The 15,988-nt window shown below is 69.8% G+C and carries 14 protein-coding genes; 9 read left to right on the top strand and 5 right to left on the bottom strand.

All coding sequences use genetic code 11. From position 1 onward, the window contains the following. The first annotated feature begins 49 nt into the window (after nt 1-49). On the top strand, nt 50-1,765 hold the full coding sequence (locus tag FPZ47_RS04755) for a transposase (protein ID WP_144949149.1): 1,716 nt from the start codon (nt 50-52) through the stop codon (nt 1,763-1,765). A 179-nt stretch (nt 1,766-1,944) separates the two neighbouring features. Here FPZ47_RS04755 and FPZ47_RS04750 read toward each other — a convergent pair whose 3' ends face one another. Both FPZ47_RS04750 and FPZ47_RS04745 read right to left on the bottom strand, forming a co-directional pair. Continuing rightward, a complete protein-coding gene (locus FPZ47_RS04750; protein WP_144949146.1) occupies nt 1,945-3,057 on the bottom strand; it encodes an acyl-CoA dehydrogenase family protein in 1,113 nt (370 codons plus the stop codon). Nucleotides 3,058-3,131: 74 nt separating this feature from the next. Next, on the bottom strand, nt 3,132-4,301 hold the full coding sequence (locus FPZ47_RS04745) for an acyl-CoA dehydrogenase family protein (RefSeq protein ID WP_144949143.1): 1,170 nt from the start codon (nt 4,299-4,301) through the stop codon (nt 3,132-3,134). A 195-nt stretch (nt 4,302-4,496) separates the two neighbouring features. Here FPZ47_RS04745 and FPZ47_RS04740 point away from each other — a divergent pair, with 195 nt between their 5' ends. From FPZ47_RS04740 to holA, 3 genes are read left to right on the top strand one after another with little or no spacing between them, the layout of a single operon-like run. Beyond that, nucleotides 4,497-5,339, top strand: a complete 843-nt coding sequence (locus FPZ47_RS04740) for a ComEA family DNA-binding protein (RefSeq protein ID WP_144949141.1) — start codon at nt 4,497-4,499, stop codon at nt 5,337-5,339. A gap of 43 nt (nt 5,340-5,382) precedes the next feature. Continuing rightward, on the top strand, nt 5,383-6,951 hold the full coding sequence (locus FPZ47_RS04735) for a ComEC/Rec2 family competence protein (RefSeq protein WP_144949138.1): 1,569 nt from the start codon (nt 5,383-5,385) through the stop codon (nt 6,949-6,951). A gap of 14 nt (nt 6,952-6,965) precedes the next feature. After that, nucleotides 6,966-7,907 (top strand): DNA polymerase III subunit delta, encoded by a 942-nt coding sequence (gene holA / locus FPZ47_RS04730; RefSeq protein WP_144949209.1) that lies wholly within the window; start codon nt 6,966-6,968, stop codon nt 7,905-7,907. A gap of 57 nt (nt 7,908-7,964) precedes the next feature. Here the strand turns inward: holA and rpsT are convergent, their stop codons facing one another. Further along, nucleotides 7,965-8,225 carry a 30S ribosomal protein S20 gene (gene rpsT / locus FPZ47_RS04725; protein WP_144949135.1) on the bottom strand — a complete coding sequence of 87 codons (261 nt, stop codon included), beginning with the start codon at nt 8,223-8,225 and terminating at the stop codon, nt 7,965-7,967. A gap of 150 nt (nt 8,226-8,375) precedes the next feature. Between rpsT and FPZ47_RS04720 the strand changes: the two genes are divergently transcribed. From FPZ47_RS04720 to FPZ47_RS04710, 3 genes are read left to right on the top strand one after another with little or no spacing between them, the layout of a single operon-like run. After that, a complete protein-coding gene (locus FPZ47_RS04720) occupies nt 8,376-10,034 on the top strand; it encodes a circularly permuted type 2 ATP-grasp protein (protein WP_144949132.1) in 1,659 nt (552 codons plus the stop codon). Beyond that, nucleotides 10,034-11,011: an alpha-E domain-containing protein gene (locus FPZ47_RS04715; RefSeq protein ID WP_144949129.1), complete on the top strand. Its 978-nt coding sequence runs from the start codon at nt 10,034-10,036 to the stop codon at nt 11,009-11,011. The genes FPZ47_RS04720 and FPZ47_RS04715 overlap by 1 nt, the downstream gene beginning before the upstream one ends. Further along, nucleotides 11,011-11,850: a transglutaminase family protein gene (locus FPZ47_RS04710; RefSeq protein WP_144949126.1), complete on the top strand. Its 840-nt coding sequence runs from the start codon at nt 11,011-11,013 to the stop codon at nt 11,848-11,850. Before FPZ47_RS04715 ends, FPZ47_RS04710 begins: the two co-directional genes overlap by 1 nt. A 52-nt stretch (nt 11,851-11,902) precedes the next feature. Here FPZ47_RS04710 and FPZ47_RS04705 read toward each other — a convergent pair whose 3' ends face one another. Continuing rightward, nucleotides 11,903-12,745: a ribonuclease Z gene (locus tag FPZ47_RS04705; RefSeq protein ID WP_144949123.1), complete on the bottom strand. Its 843-nt coding sequence runs from the start codon at nt 12,743-12,745 to the stop codon at nt 11,903-11,905. A gap of 131 nt (nt 12,746-12,876) precedes the next feature. On the opposite strand from FPZ47_RS04705, the gene FPZ47_RS04700 reads away from it, so the two are divergent. Further along, entirely contained in the window at nt 12,877-13,305 is a 429-nt protein-coding gene (locus FPZ47_RS04700; RefSeq protein WP_144949120.1) for a CBS domain-containing protein, read from the top strand. 70 nt (nt 13,306-13,375) lie between these two features. Here FPZ47_RS04700 and FPZ47_RS04695 read toward each other — a convergent pair whose 3' ends face one another. Further along, a complete protein-coding gene (locus FPZ47_RS04695) occupies nt 13,376-13,984 on the bottom strand; it encodes a type II toxin-antitoxin system PemK/MazF family toxin (RefSeq protein WP_144949117.1) in 609 nt (202 codons plus the stop codon). A 129-nt stretch (nt 13,985-14,113) separates the two neighbouring features. Between FPZ47_RS04695 and lepA the strand changes: the two genes are divergently transcribed. After that, a complete protein-coding gene (lepA, locus tag FPZ47_RS04690; protein ID WP_144949206.1) occupies nt 14,114-15,970 on the top strand; it encodes a translation elongation factor 4 in 1,857 nt (618 codons plus the stop codon). The last annotated feature ends 18 nt before the right edge of the window (nt 15,971-15,988 follow it).

Raw genomic sequence — 15,988 nt, 5'->3', positions numbered from 1 at the left:
TCGCGTGGCGTTGACCCGATAGTCGGGCGTGGTGGACGAGAATGATTGGGTGAGTTTGGGTTTGACGCCGAAACAGGCGGATTTGTGGCGGACGACGGTGGATTTCTGCGAGGGCCGGGTGGCTCCGGACTCGATTTACAGCGTGCTGCACCGAGAGTGCTTCAACTTGTTCCCGGATGAGATGTTCGCTGACTTGTTCACGGATGTGGGTCGACGCAGCGTGCCGCCGATGATTGTGGCGGTGGTGATGGTGTTGCAGCGCATCGAGGGCCTGTCGGATCGGGAGGCGGTGGATCGGTTCGCCTTCGACGCGCGGTGGAAGTATGCCGCCGGCGGGCTGGACTTCGATTATCCGGGGTTTGTGCACACGGTGCTGGTGGACATGCGCGCCCGGCTGGCGCGCTCGGATCGGCCGGACCGGATCTTTGAGGTCACCTTGGAGGCGGCCAAGGCTGCCGGGCTGGTCGGACGCAAGCGGGTGCTGGACTCGACCCCGCTCTATGACGCGGTGGCCACCATGGACACGGTCACGCTGATCCGCTCGGCAATCCGGGCAGTGTTGGCGGTGGCCGACGCTGACTTGGAGGCTCGGCTACGGGCGCGGCTGTCCCGCGACGATGACTACGCGCGGGCGGGAAAACCGGTGTGCGACTACGACGACGCGACAGCGCGCGATGAACTGGTGGACGCGCTGGCCCGCGACGCGTACGCGCTGCTGGCCTGCCTGGACGAGCAGCAGCTGGAGCCCGGGTTGGACAAGGCCGCAAAGCTTTTGGCCACCGTGGTCGGTCAAGACCTCGACCAAGACGCCGATGACGGGATGTTCCGCATCGCGCGCCGCGTCGCGCCCGATCGGGTGATCTCCACGGTGGACCCGGCCGCCCGCCATGGGCACAAGACCTCCGCGCGCGGGTTCGACGGATACAAGGGCCACATCGCGATCGACCCCGACGCCGAGATCATCACCGCCACCGAGGTCACCGCGGGCAACGCCGGCGACGCCGAACCCGCCGCCGATCTGCTCACCGACGACCTACCCACCCCGATCGCCGGCGACACCAACGTTGCCGACGGCGATTGCGTTGATTCTCAGGACGACTCGAGCCTGGGTGCAAGTGCCGGTACGACGACCACGGCCGGTGCGACCGGGCACGGTGACGGGGATGCCCGTAGCGTGCGCGGCGCCGCAGACCAGCAGGGGCCGGCGGTCTATGGCGATGCCGCCTACGGTACGGGCCAGCTGCTGGCCAGGTTGGAAACCGCGGGCGCGGAAATCTTCACCAAGGTGCAGCCGCCGACCGCGCCGGGCGGCCGGTTCGCCAAGGACCGTTTCGCCATCGACCTGGCCGCGGGCACGGTCACCTGCCCGGGCGCGGTGACCGTGCCGATCCGCCCGGCCACCGCCGGTGGCGGCACCGCGGTGTTCGGCCCGGCGTGCGCCTCCTGCCCACTGGCCACCCAGTGCACCAGCTCGACCGCCGGGCGCACCATCACGATCAGCCGCTATGAGACCGAACTCACCCGCGCTCGCACCACCCAAAAAGATCCGGCCTGGGTCGCCGACTACAAGGCCACCCGCCCGAAAGTGGAACGCAAGATCGGACACCTGATGCGCCGCCGCCACGGTGGCCACCGCGCCCGCGTCCGGGGCACCACCAAAGTCGCCGCCGATTTCTCCCTGCTGGCCGCCGCGATCAACCTCGCACGCCTGGGTGTGCTCGGATTACATCGAACAGGCGGAAACTGGGCCGCGGCCACGACCTGAGGCCGGTCGGCGAAACCAACCAGCCCACCAGGACAGCCTGCCGACCAGCCAAGCAGCGGAATCGCCAACCACAACAACCGAATTCACCTGAACTAGAACCACTCACGACCACGCGCGCACCGCCCTACAGCCCAACCGGTCAACCAACGCCCCCACAAAGGCCGTTCGACACCAGCCACCTAGAGCCGGGCCAGGTCGTACTCGCCGAGGTGGTCGATCAGGTTGTGCAGGTGGTCGCCCGAGGTGCCCAGGGTGTGCTCGATCGCGGTGAGCCGCGCCGCATAGTGGGCTATCGGGTATTCCGCGGTCACGCCGATGCCGCCGTGCATCTGGATCGACTCCTGCGCGATGTGCCGGCCGGAGCGGCCGATCTGCAGTTTGGCCCGCGAGGCGATGAGCGGGTCGAGGTTGCCGTCGGCGATGGACATCGCGGCGTACAGGCTCATGCTGCGGGCCAGTTCCAGTGAGACGTACATGTCGGCGGCCCGCTGGGTCAGCGCCTGGAACTTGCTGAGCGTGACGCCGAACTGTTTGCGGGTCTTCAGGTAATCGGTGGTCAGCCGCAGCGCTTCCTCCATGGCACCGACCGCCTCGGCGCACAACGCCGACTGGATGCGGATGATCGCGTCACGGATGGCGCCCGACGCGTCGGCCGCTTCGCCCAGCGGTTCGGCGGGCGCGGAGTCCAGGTCGATCTGGGCACCGCGCTGTCCGTCGAAGGTGCGGTAGGGGTGGCGGGCCACGGAGGTGTTTTCCGCGGCCGCGTCGACCAGGAACAGCCCGGTGCCGCCGTCCGGCAGCGCGGCGCTGACCACCAGCGTGTCGGCGCAGTCGCCGGCCAGCACCGGGTTCTTCCGTCCGCTCACGGTCCACGAATCGCCCTGCCGCACAGCCTTGGTGTCGACCTCCGCGGACGGCGCACGGTGACCCGGCTCGAGGTGGGCGAAGGCCAGCAACCGCTGTCCGGCCGCGACGTCGTCGAGCAGCTGCTGCCGGCCGCCCAGCGCGGCGATCAACGCGCCGGGCCCCAGCGCGGCGTGCAGCACCGGTTCGGGCGCAAGCCGGCGGCCGGCCTCGGTGAGCACGACCATGATCTCGATCTGGCCGGCCTCGTCCGGGTCGAACCCCAGGCCCAGGATTCCGGTGTCGGCCAGCTGACTCCAGACCTCGCGGCTCCAGCCGAGATCGGAGCCGATGACCTTGTTGCGGGTCTCCGGGTCGTAGGTGCGCGCCAGCAGGTCGCGGGTGGTGTCGCGGAGCAGTGCCTGCTCTTCGGTCAACTGAAAGTCCATGGCTGCCTCACAATCCCAAAATGTTACAGGCCCAAGATATTCGCAGGCCCAAGATATTCGCAGGCCCAAAATCTTCACAGGCCCAAAATGGTGGACGCGATGATGTTGCGCTGCACTTCGCTGCTGCCGCCGTAGATCGACGTCTTGCGGTAGTTGAGGTAGTGCGGCGCGCTGTGTTGCGCCCAGGCCGGCGACGAGATGTCGTCGATATCCGGGCCGTCGGCCGGCAGCGCATCGGCCCCGGCCACCTCGACGAGCAGTTCGGTGGCCAGCTGCTGCAACTGGCTGCCGCGCAGCTTGAGCACCGACGACGCCGGGTTGGGCTTGCCGCCCGACGAATCCGACACCACCCGCGACTGTGTGAGTTCCAGTGCGAGGAGCTCGTTTTCGGCCTCGGCCAGCCGGGCCGCGAACAGCGGATCGTCGAGCACTCCGGTTTCGGCCGCGTACTTCTTCACCTCGGCCAGGCGCACCTTGGTCCGCCCCACCCCGGCGATGCCGGTGCGCTCGTTACCCAGCAGGAATTTCGCGTAGGTCCAGCCCTGATTCTCTTCTCCGACAAGCTGGTTGGCGGGGACCCGGACGTCGGAGAAGAACAGCTCGTTGACCTCCTGGCCGCCGTCGATCGTCTTGATGGGCCGCAGGGTGATACCCGGCGTCTTCATGTCGAAGAGCAGGAACGAGATGCCGGCCTGGCGCTTGGGTGCCTGCGGGTCGGTGCGCACCAGGCAGAAGATCCAGTCCGCGTACTGGCCGAGCGTCGTCCAGGTCTTCTGGCCGTTCACGATGTAGCTGTCGCCGTCGCGGACGGCGGTCGTGCGCAGCGACGCCAGGTCCGAACCCGCCTCGGGCTCGGAGAAACCTTGGCACCACCAGATGTCGAGGCTGGCCGTCGGCGGCAGGAAACGTTGTTTGATTTCCTCCGAGCCGAATTCGGCGATCACCGGGCCCACCATCTTGGTGTTGAAGTTCAGCGGTTCCGGGACGCTCGCCAGCTGCATCTCGTCGGCCCAGATCTGGTGCTGGGTGGGAGTCCAGTCCTTGCCACCCCACTCGACCGGCCAGTTCGGCACCGCCAGGCCGTGCTCGTGCAGGATCTTTTGACTGGTGACGATGTCCTCGCGGCGCACCGACGCCGCGCCCTCGCGCGCCCGCGCGCGCAGCTCCTGCGGGATCTTCGTCGTGTAGAACGTGCGAAGTTCGTCGCGGAACGCGGCCTCGTCCGGTGTGAGCGCCAGTTGCATGGCAGCCTCCTGTCCTCTCGGGGAACGTGGCGACCCGCCGAGGAGTGACATTTCCCGACCAAGGTCGTTCGCTTGGCTTACATCTTTACCTATCGAGTGCGAGTGTTGTCCACAGACTCGGATTAATCCACAAATTCGCTCGCCGACGACGTTCGCCGGGCTCGTTTCGTCGGCCGGCGCGCCTACGGTCGGCGCATGCGCACAGACCTTCCCGCCGAGCGACTACATCGACGACTCGCCGCCGACCCCGACGCCGACCCGCCCGCCGATGCGGGCGGCGCGCCCGCGGAGGACCCGGATTCGCTGCTGCCGCGGTGGCTTCCCGCGGCGTCGCCGGGTCCGAGCTGGGTGGCCAGGGTGCGCGCCGATCCGGGCCGGGCCGGTGCCATCGCGCTGGCGGTCGTGGCGGCGCTGGCCGTGCTGGTCACCGTGTTCACCTTGTTGCGTGACCGGCCCGCACCGGTGATGTCGGCCAAACTCCCCCCGGTGGAGAAGACGTCCCCGGGCACGCCCCGGTCGTCGGCCGGCCCGGGCGCCGTTGCGCCGGCCGACGCCGACCACCCGGTGGTGGTCAGCGTCGTCGGCCTGGTGCACACTCCCGGGCTGGTCACCCTGGCGCCGGGCGCGCGTATCGCCGATGCGCTGCAGGCCGCCGGCGGCGCGGTGGCCGGGGCGGACACCATCGGGCTGAACATGGCCCGCCCACTGGGCGACGGCGAACAGATCGTGGTCGGGCTGGCACCCGCTCCGGGCCGGCCGGCGGGGCTGGGCAGTTCGGTGGCCTCCGGCCCGGTACCGGCCCCGGCCTCGGGGCCGGCCTCGGGGCCGGCGAAGCCGAAGCCGGGCCAGGTGCTCGACCTCAACGCCGCAACCGTCGAGCAGCTCGACACCCTCCCGGGTGTCGGACCGATCACCGCCGCCGCGATCGTGGCGTGGCGGCAGGCCAACGGCAAGTTCACCAGCGTCGACCAGCTCGCCGACGTCGACGGCATCGGCCCGGCACGGCTGGAGAAGCTGCGTGCCCTGGTCCGCGTCTGACGTTGGCCGGTCCGGGTCACCCACCTCCGGCGAGCCGGCGCCGATGCGCGTCGACGTTCGCCTGGTGCCGGCCGCGCTCACCGGCTGGGTGGTGACCGCCGCCGGGATCGTGTGGCCGGTGGGTCGGGCGCTGGCGTGGTGCTGCGTCGTGCTGCTCGCGGCTTCGGGCGTGCTGGCCTGCTATGCGGGGGGCCGTTCCGGCGAGCACCCGCGCGTGCGGGCGGTCAGTGCCGGGCTGCTCGCCGTCGCGGTCGTGGGTGCGGGATTCGGCCTCGCGATCGCCCTGCGCTGCGATGCGCTGGGCAGGCACCCGATCACCGCCGCCTTCGGGACGGCGGCACCGGTGACGGTCACCCCCACCGAGAGCCCGATAGCGCTGGGCGGCGGACGGCTGATGTTCCGTGCCGGCCTCGTGTGCTTGGGGGCAGAAGAAATGTCGGGTCGCGTAGTCGTTTTCGCGCGAGCGTCCGAATTCGGTGACCTGATGGTGGGCCAACCGGTGCGGTTCACCGCCCGGATCAGCCGGCCGGCCCGCCACGACTTGACCGTCGCGGTGCTCAACGCCGCGGGGCGGCCGACGGTGGGCACCGCCGGCGCGGTCCAGCGGGCGGCTCACGCGGTGCGCATGCGCTTCGCCGCCGGCGCCCGCGACGCGCTGCCGGCCGCCCAGGGTGCGATGCTGCCCGCCCTCGTCCTCGGCGACACCTCGGCGGTGACCGCCGAGGTCGGCCGGGAGTTTCGTGCGGCGGGAATGACGCATCTGACGGCGGTGTCCGGGGCCAACGTCACCATCGTGTGCGCGGCGGTGCTGTTCTCGGCGCGGTTGATCGGGCCGCGCGCGGCGGTTGCGCTCGCCGCGGCCGCGTTGGTCGCGTTCGTCATCGTCGTGCAGCCGACGGCGAGCGTGCTGCGGGCGGCGGTGATGGGGGCGATCACGTTGGCGGGCATGCTGTCGTCGCGCCGGCGCCAGGCGCTCCCGGCACTGGCTGCCACGGTGCTGGTGCTGGTGGCCGTCGCCCCCCAGCTGGCCGTCGACGTGGGGTTCGCGCTGTCGGTGCTGGCGACGGCCGCGCTGGTGCTGATCGCGCCGGCCTGGTCGCGGCGCCTGGTCGCCAGAGGCTGGCCCCGGCCTGCGGCGGACGCGTTCGCGGTCGCCTGGGCCGCCCATGCGGTCACCGCCCCGCTGGTGGCCGGCATCTCGGGCCGGGTCAGCCTGGTCGCTGCCGGGGCCAACCTCGCGGTGGCGCCCGTGATCGCACCGATCACCGTGCTGGGCAGCGCCGCGGCCGTGCTGGACCCGCTGTGGCCGACCGGTGCGCGGCTGCTGATCCGCTTCACGGGCCCCGAGCTGTGGTGGGTCCTGGGCGTGGCGCGGTGGTCGGCCGCGGTGCCCGCGGCCGCCGTGCCCGTGCCGTCGGGCGTGCCGGGGGTGCTGGTGGTGGGGGGCGTCACGGTGGTGCTGCTGGTCGCGGTCAAGCTGCTGGGGGGGCGGCGACGGTTTCGCATGGCGGTCGGATACGCCGGCGGGCTTTTTCTTCTGTGCCTGCTGGCCTGGTCGCTGTCGGGACTGGTCGCTCCCCGGTCAGAATCCCGTGACACCATCGTGGGGTGAGCGAGGTTTCGTCGTTGCATCTGGTCTTGGGAGACGAGGATCTGCTGGTCGAGCGGGCCGTGGCCGACGTGCTGCGGGCGGCGCGCAAGCGGGCCGGCACCAACGACGTGCCGGTCAACCGGATGCGGGCCGGTGAGGTCAGTACCTACGAGCTCGCCGAGCTGCTGAGCCCGTCGCTGTTCGCCGACGAACGCATCGTCGTGCTCGAGGCCGCCGCCGACGCGGGCAAGGAAGCGGTCGGGGTGATCGCCTCGGCCGCCGCCGACCTCCCGTCGGGAATCGTGCTGGTGGTCGTGCATTCCGGTGGGGGGCGCGCCAAGGCGCTGGCCAAGGAACTGCAGTCGCTCGGCGCCGCGGTGCACCCGTGTGCGCGGGTCACCAAGGCCGCCGAACGGGTCGACTTCGTCCGCAAGGAGTTCCGTGCCCTGCGCGCCAAGGTCGACGAGCGGACGGTGACCGCGCTGCTGGACGCCGTCGGCTCCGATCTCCGCGAGCTGGCGTCGGCCTGTTCGCAGCTGGTCGCCGACACCGGCGGGGTCGTCGACGCCGCCGCGGTGCGGCGCTACCACAGCGGCAAGGCCGAGGTGAAAGGGTTCGACATCGCGGACAAGGCCGTGGCCGGCGACGTCGCGGGGGCCGCCGAGGCGCTGCGGTGGGCGATGATGCGGGGCGAGCCGCTGGTGGTGCTCGCCGACGCGCTGGCCGAGGCCGTGCACGCGATAGGCCGGGTGGGGCCGCTGTCGGGCGACCCCTACCGCTTGGCGGCGCAGCTGGGGATGCCGCCGTGGCGGGTGCAGAAAGCCCAGAAGCAGGCCCGGCGTTGGTCACGGGACACGGTGGCGACCGCCATGAAGGTGGTGGCGGCTCTCAACGCCGACGTGAAGGGGGCCGCCGCGGACGCCGACTACGCGCTGGAATCCGCGGTCAGGCGGGTGGCCGAGCTGGTGGCCGACTGAGGCCCGTGCGCGGGCGAAGCAGGGGGAGAGGCCGGCCGGGGGCCGTGCCGGCGAGACTCAGATCTTGTTGAGGGCGCGGGCCAGCGCCGACTTCCGGTTGGCCGCCTGGTTCTTGTGAATCACGCCCTTGCCGGCCGCCTTGTCCAGCTTGCGGTTGGTCGCGACGAGCAGCTCGGCGGCCTTGTGCTTGTCGCCGTTGTGGGCGGCCTCACGGAACGCGCGAACGGCGGTGCGCAGCGAGGACTTCACCGACTTGTTGCGCAGGCGCGCGCGCTCGTTCGTGCGGTTGCGCTTCTGCTGCGACTTGATGTTGGCCACGCCTGAGTTTCCTTCTTCGATTCGGTGGTTGCTTGGGACCGGCATCCGATATCCCCGACAGCGACTGCCCAGGTTATCAGTCGGTTACGTTTTTCCCCAAAAGGGGAACCCCCGGCTTGCCATCTCCTCGAGTGAGGCAGCATCTGAACAGTGAGTGCCGCGAACCATCTCGAGGAAACCAAACGCGGCCCGCGCGGCCTGCTACCCGCCGAGCACATCTTCGGCGGGTACGACACTTCGGACTCCTACTCGATGGCGTTCGACGAGATGTTCGACGCCCAGGGCGCCGTCCGCGGCCCCTACAAGGGCATCTACGCCGAACTCGCACCGTCGGACGCCTCGGATCTGAGGGCCCGCGCCGAAGCGCTGGCCCGCGCGTTCATCGACCAGGGCATCACGTTCTCGCTGTCGGGTCAGGAGCGGCCATTCCCCCTCGACCTGGTGCCGCGGGTGATCTCCGGGCCCGAATGGAGCCGGCTGGAGCGCGGCATCATCCAGCGGGTCAAGGCCCTCGAGATGTACCTCGACGACATCTACGGGGACCAGGAAATCCTGAACGACGGCGTCATCCCGCGCCGCCTGATCACGTCCTGCGAGCATTTCCACCGCCAGGCCGTCGGCATCGTCCCGCCCAACGGCGTCCGCATCCACGTCGCGGGTATCGATTTGATTCGCGACGAGCGGGGCAATTTCCGGGTGCTGGAGGACAACCTGCGCTCACCGTCGGGCGTGTCGTACGTCATGGAGAACCGCCGCACCATGGCGCGAGTGTTCCCGAACCTGTTCGCCACCCACCGGGTGCGTGCCGTCGACGACTACGCCGCGCACCTGCTGCGCGCACTGCGCAACTCGGCGGCCACCAACGAGGCGGACCCCACCGTCGTCGTCCTCACCCCCGGAGTCCACAACTCGGCCTATTTCGAGCATTCGCTGCTGGCCCGGCAGATGGGCGTCGAGCTGGTCGAGGGGCGTGACCTGTTCTGCCGGGACAACCAGGTTTACATGCGCACCACCGAGGGCGAGCGTCAGGTCGACGTCATCTACCGGCGCATCGACGACGCGTACCTGGACCCGCTGCAGTTCCGCGCCGACTCGGTGCTGGGGGTGGCCGGCCTGGTCAACGCCGCCCGCGCCGGCAACGTCGTCGTCTCCAGCGCGATCGGCAACGGGGTCGGCGACGACAAGCTCGTCTACACGTACGTGCCGACGATGATCGAGTACTACCTCGGGGAGAAGCCGCTGCTGGCCAACGTCGACACCTTGCGCTGCTGGCTGGACGACGAACGCGACGAGGTGCTGGACCGGATCGACGAACTGGTGCTCAAGCCGGTCGAGGGGTCCGGGGGCTACGGGATCGTGTTCGGTCCGCACGCCTCCGTGAAGGAACTGACCGCCGTCGCCAAGAAGATCCGCGACGATCCGCGCAGCTGGATCGCGCAGCCGATGATGGAACTGTCGACCGTGCCCACCCAGGTGGACAACTCACTGGCCCCCCGCTACGTCGACCTGCGGCCGTTCGCGGTCAACGACGGCGACGACGTGTGGGTGCTGCCGGGCGGCCTGACCCGGGTGGCCCTGGTCGAGGGCTCCCGGGTGGTCAACTCCAGCCAGGGGGGCGGCTCCAAGGACACCTGGGTGCTGGCACCCCGCGCGGCGGCCGCCGACCGTGAGCTGGGCGCCGCCGAGTTGGTGCGTTCGCTGCCCGAGCCCCCGCCGGACCCGGCGCACGAGGGCCACCCGAGGCAAAAGCAGCATCAGAATGAGCAACCGCAGCAAAAACAGCAGCAACGCGCGCAGAGGACCCGCTGATGCTGGCCCGCAACGCGGAGGCGCTGTACTGGATCGGCCGCTACGTCGAGCGGGCCGACGACACCGCGCGCATCCTCGATGTCGCCCTGCATCAACTGCTCGAGGACTCCAGCGTCGATCCCGACCAGGCGTCGCGGCTGCTGCTGCGGGTGCTGGGCATCGACCCTCCCGCCCATGACCTGGACGTGTGGTCGCTGACCGACCTGGTCGCCTACAGCACCGACCTTTCCGGGGGATCCTCGATCGTCGACGCGGTGACGGCCGCGCGGGAGAACGCGAAGTCGGCGCGCGAAGTGACCTCGAGTGAGATCTGGGAGTGCCTGAACACCACCTACCATGCCCTGGGTGAGCGGCAGCGTGCCGCCAAACGCCTTGGGCCGCACGAGTTTCTGTCGTTCATCGAGGGCCGGGCGGCGATGTTCGCCGGCCTGGCCGATTCGACGCTCTCCCGGGACGACGGGTACCGGTTCATGCTGTTGGGCCGCGCCATCGAGCGCGTGGACATGACGGTGCGGCTGCTGCTGTCGCGGGTCGGGGACAGCGCCTCGTCGCCGGCCTGGGTGACGTTGTTGCGCTCGGCGGGTGCGCACGACACCTACCTGCGCACCTACCGCGGCGTGCTGGACGCGGGACGGGTGGTCGAGTTCATGTTGCTCGACCGGCTGTTCCCGCGGTCGGTCTTCTACTCGCTGCGGCTGGCCGAACACAACCTCGAGGAGTTGCTGCACAATCCGCAAAGCCGGATCGGGGCGACCATCGAGCCGCAGCGGCTGCTCGGTCAGGCCCGCAGCGAGCTGGAATTCGTGCAGCCCGGGGTGCTGCTCGAGTCGTTGGACACGCGGCTGGCGAGCCTGCAGCGAACCTGTCATGACGTCGGGGAAGCATTGGCGCTGCAGTACTTTCACATCACCCCGTGGGTGGCGTGGTCGGATGCCGGCCACAACGGCGGGTTGGTCGGCAAAAAGGGGGAGCCCTGATGTGGCGAATGCGGGTGGTGCACACCACCGGCTACGCCTATCAGGCGCCGGTGATCGCCTCCTACAACGAAGCCCGGCTGACCCCGCGGTCCAACGGCAGGCAGAACGTCATCCTCAACCGCGTCGAAACCATCCCGGCCAGCCGGTCCTACCGCTACATCGACTACTGGGGCACCGCCGTCACGGCGTTCGACCTGCATGCGCCGCACGCCGATCTCACGGTGATGTCGTCGTCGGTCGTCGAGACGGAGCCGCTCCAGCCGCCGTCGAGGGACGCCGGCTGGAGCGACCTGTGTTCCGGGCCCGTGATCGACCGGTTCGACGAACTGGTCCGTCCTACCCCGCACACCCCGGCCAGCAAGCGCCTCAGCTCGGTGGGCAGGAAGCTCGCGAAAAGCCACGAGCCCGCCGACGCCGTCGTCGTCGCGGCCGAGTGGGTGCGCGGCGAGCTGGACTACCTGCCGGGAACCACCAGCGTGCATTCCTCGGGCCTGGACGCGCTGAGGGCGGGCAGGGGCGTGTGCCAGGACTTCGTGCACCTGTCGCTGATGCTGTTGCGCGCCATGGGCATCCCGTGCCGTTATGTGTCCGGTTACCTGCACCCCAGGAGCGACGCCGTCGTCGGTGACACCGTGGACGGGCGCAGCCACGCCTGGATCGAGGCGTGGACCGGTGACTGGTGGAGCTACGACCCCACCAACGACAGCGAGATCACCGAGCAGTACGTCAGCGTGGGCGCCGGGCGCGACTACGCCGACGTCGCCCCGCTGAAAGGCATCTACTCCGGCGAGGGGGCGACCGACCTCGACGTCATCGTGGAGGTCACCCGCCTGGCCTGACCGGGCGGCAGCCGGTTGCCGTTACGGCGCTGGGACTTTCGGCGAACCGCGGTCACGGCCGGCCGTTGACCTCCACCCGGTGCAGGTCGTCGCCGAGCTCGATGCGCCCGCCGAACTCGCCGGCCGCCAGCGCCCGCCACTGCTCCTCCTGGCCGGGCACCAGCGCCGGCACGTAGTGCGTCATCACCAGGGTGCCCACGCCGGCGCGGGCCGCCGTCGCCGCCGCCTCCTGCACCGAGGAGTGGTAATCGCAGATGTCCTGCAGCCGCTGCTGCGCGATGTTGGCGACGATGTCCTTGCGGATCACGGTGTGCACCAGGGCGTCGGCCCCGGCGGCCAGCCCGTCGAGGGTGGCGCAGGGCACCGTGTCCCCGGCCAGCACCACCGACGCCCCGCCGTACTCGATGCGGAACCCGATGGTCGGCGCCACCGGCCGGTGATCGGTGGGGGCGACCCGGATCGACACACCGTCGCGGTCCCACACCGGCCCGTCGGTGTGCTCGTGGACCTGCACCGCCGGCGGCACGTCGAGGTCGGCGTGATGAGCGATCCGGTAGCCGATGTCGTGGCGGAACGCCTGCAGCGTCGCCTCGACCGTTTCGGCGGTGCCGGGCGGCCCGATGATCGGCAGCGGCGCCGGATCGGGCGCGAAGGTACTGATCCAGCGGGTGATGAGGAGGTCGCCGAGGTCGCCGATGTGGTCGCTGTGCAGGTGGGTGAGCAGCAGCGCCGACAACCCGGCGGCGCCCACCCCGACCGCCGCGGCGCGTTGCAGCACCCCGCGCCCGCAGTCCACCAGCAAAACCTGGCCGCCGGCGCGCACCAGGGTGGCCGGACCGGCGCGGTTGGGGTCGGGGACGGGGCTGCCGGTTCCGAGCAGCGTGATCTCGATCATGGCGTGATCTTCGCAAGCCGCACGCGCGTGCGGCGCCCGATTGCCGCTTCCGGGTCGCGCTCGTGCCGTCGACCTGGCGCTCGGGACGGGGTAACCTGATGTGAACCAGATCACCCCCGGCGGGAGGCCAGATGCGGATCGCGGACGTCTTGAAGAACAAGGGGGCGGCGGTGGTGACGATCAACCCCGATGCGACGGTCCACGAACTGCTCGCCGGGCTGGCCGAACAGAACATCGGCGCCATGGTGGTGATCGACGCCGACGGGGTCGTCGGCATCGTCTCGGAGCGCGACGTGGTGCGCCAACTGCACGCGCACGGCGCCAGCGTGTTGTCTCGCCCGGTGTCCAAGATCATGACGGCCGCGGTCGCGACGTGCACGAAGGCCGACACGGTCGATACCGTCAGCGTGCTGATGACCAAGCAGCGGGTGCGTCACGTGCCCGTGCTCGACGGCAGGAAGCTGATCGGCATCGTCAGCATCGGCGACGTCGTCAAGACGCGGATGGAAGAACTCGAGGCCCAGCAGCAGCAACTGCACTCCTACATCACGCAGGGTTAACACGCAGGGTTAACACGCAGGGTTAACACGCAGGGGCAACACGCAGGGGCAACACGCAGGGGCAATCGGCCTAGCTCCAGGAGTAGTCCGCGCGCAGCCGCGCGGCCACCACGTCGAAGATCTCGCGCTCCAGGATCGCGCCCTCGCGGCGGATGCCCTCCTCGGGAACGTCGAGCACCCGGTCCAGCCGAACCCAGCTTTTCCTGCCCTCGTAATCCCAGCTGCACGCCCCGATCCCGACCCAGCCCGGGTCGGCGCTAGGGCGCTCCTCACCGGACACCATCAACCCCAGCAGCACGTCGCGGTCGCGGCCCACGACGAGCACCGGCCGGTCCTCGCCGCGGGTGGGATCGTCCTCGTGGACCACCCAGGTCCACACGATCTCCCCGGGATCGGCGCGGCCGTTGAGGGCGGGCGCGTAGACCAGCTTGCGGGCCCGCTGCGCGGTGGGGAGGCTGTTGCTGGTCACCGGCCGGCCCGCGGTGATCGCGGCGGGTGGCGGCGGCGCGACCGCGGCGATGACGTTGGCGGTGATCTTGACGGCCTGCTGGAGTTCCCGCAGGACGGTCTGCGAGTTTTCCAGGTGCCGGGCGAGCCGCGGAGCCCCGGTGGCGACGAGGTTCTCCGCGAAGCGTTGGAAGGTCCTCCACTGCTTCCGGCGCTTCCGGGGAGAAGCCATATTTTGCAGCATAGCCGCGAACGGCCGGGCCCGACCGCGTCCAAGTGTGTCCCGGGCCCGCCGCGTGGATACCCTGGACGTGCCCGCGGACCGGGCGCACCGCACCCCCGAACATCGGTACACCAGGAGATTCCCATCAGCAGTTTCGCCGACAAGACCTTCACCGCGCCGGCGCAGATCAGGAATTTCTGCATCATCGCCCACATCGACCACGGCAAGTCCACGCTGGCCGACCGCATGCTGCAGCTCACCGGCGTCGTCGACGAGCGCTCGATGCGGGCCCAGTACCTGGACCGCATGGACATCGAGCGGGAACGCGGGATCACCATCAAGGCGCAGAACGTGCGGCTGCCCTGGAAATCCGCGGGTCGCGACTACGTCCTGCACCTGATCGACACCCCCGGCCACGTCGACTTCACCTACGAGGTGTCCCGCGCGCTGGAGGCCTGTGAGGGCGCCGTGCTGCTGGTCGACGCCGCCCAGGGCATCGAGGCGCAGACTCTGGCCAACCTGTACCTGGCCCTGGACCGCGACCTGACGATCATCCCGGTGCTCAACAAGATCGACCTCCCGGCCGCCGACCCCGACCGCTACGCGGGGGAGATCGCGCACATCATCGGCTGCGAGCCCGGCGACGTGCTGCGGGTGTCCGGCAAGACCGGCGAGGGCGTGGCGGACCTGCTCGACGAGGTGGTCCGCCAGGTGCCGTCGCCGCGGGGCGACGCCGACGCGCCCACCCGCGCGATGATCTTCGACTCGGTCTATGACATCTACCGCGGCGTGGTGACCTACGTGCGGGTGGTGGACGGCAAAATCGTGCCGCGCGAACGCATCCTGATGATGTCCACCGGGGCGACCCACGAGCTGCTCGAGGTCGGCATCGTCTCGCCCGAACCCAAGCCCAGCGCGGGCCTCGGCGTGGGGGAGGTGGGCTACCTGATCACCGGCGTCAAGGACGTCCGCCAGTCCAAGGTCGGCGACACCGTGACGAGCCTCTCCAGGGACCGCGGGGCTGCGACCGAAGCGCTGACCGGCTACCGCGAACCCCGCCCGATGGTCTATTCGGGGCTGTACCCCGTGGACGGGTCGGACTATCCCGACCTGCGCGACGCCCTGGACAAGCTGCAACTCAACGACGCGGCCCTGACCTACGAGCCGGAGACGTCGGTGGCGCTGGGCTTCGGGTTCCGGTGCGGTTTCCTGGGCCTGCTGCACATGGAGATCACCCGCGAACGCCTCGAGCGTGAGTTCGACCTGGACCTGATCTCGACGTCGCCGAACGTCGTGTACCGGGTGATCCTGGAAGGAGGGGCGGACGGCGGCGTCGTCGTCACCAACCCGTCGGACTGGCCGCAGGGCAAGGTCCGCGCGGTATACGAGCCGGTGGTCAAGACCACCATCATCGCGCCCAGCGAGTTCATCGGCACCATCATGGAGCTGTGCCAGTCCCGCCGCGGCGAGCTGGGCGGCATGGACTATCTGTCGCCCGAGCGGGTGGAACTGCGCTACACCATGCCGCTGGGGGAGATCATCTTCGACTTCTTCGACTCGCTGAAGTCACGTACCCGCGGGTACGCCAGCCTGGACTACGAAGAGGCCGGCGAGCAGGAGGCCGACCTGGTCAAGGTCGACATCCTGCTGCAGGGCGAGGTCGTCGACGCGTTCTCCGCGATCGTCCACAAGGATGGGGCTTCGGCGTACGGCAACAAGATGACCACCAAGCTCAAGGAGCTGATCCCGCGCCAGCAGTTCGAGGTGCCGGTGCAGGCGGCGATCGGCTCGAAAATCATTGCGCGCGAAAACATCCGCGCGATCCGCAAAGACGTGCTCTCCAAGTGCTACGGCGGCGACATCACCCGCAAGCGCAAACTGCTGGAAAAGCAGAAGGAGGGCAAGAAGCGGATGAAGACCATCGGACGGGTGGAAGTGCCGCAGGAGGCGTTCGTCGCGGCGCTGTCCACCGGCGACGAGAAGGCGAAGAAGTAAGCCGCACAGGGTGTTCGG

Origin of the sequence: Mycobacterium helveticum (assembly GCF_007714205.1) — a bacterium.
Classification (GTDB): domain Bacteria; phylum Actinomycetota; class Actinomycetes; order Mycobacteriales; family Mycobacteriaceae; genus Mycobacterium; species Mycobacterium helveticum.
The sequence above is the reverse complement of the archived record's forward strand: the minus strand, read 5'-3'. Positions and strand labels throughout refer to the sequence as shown.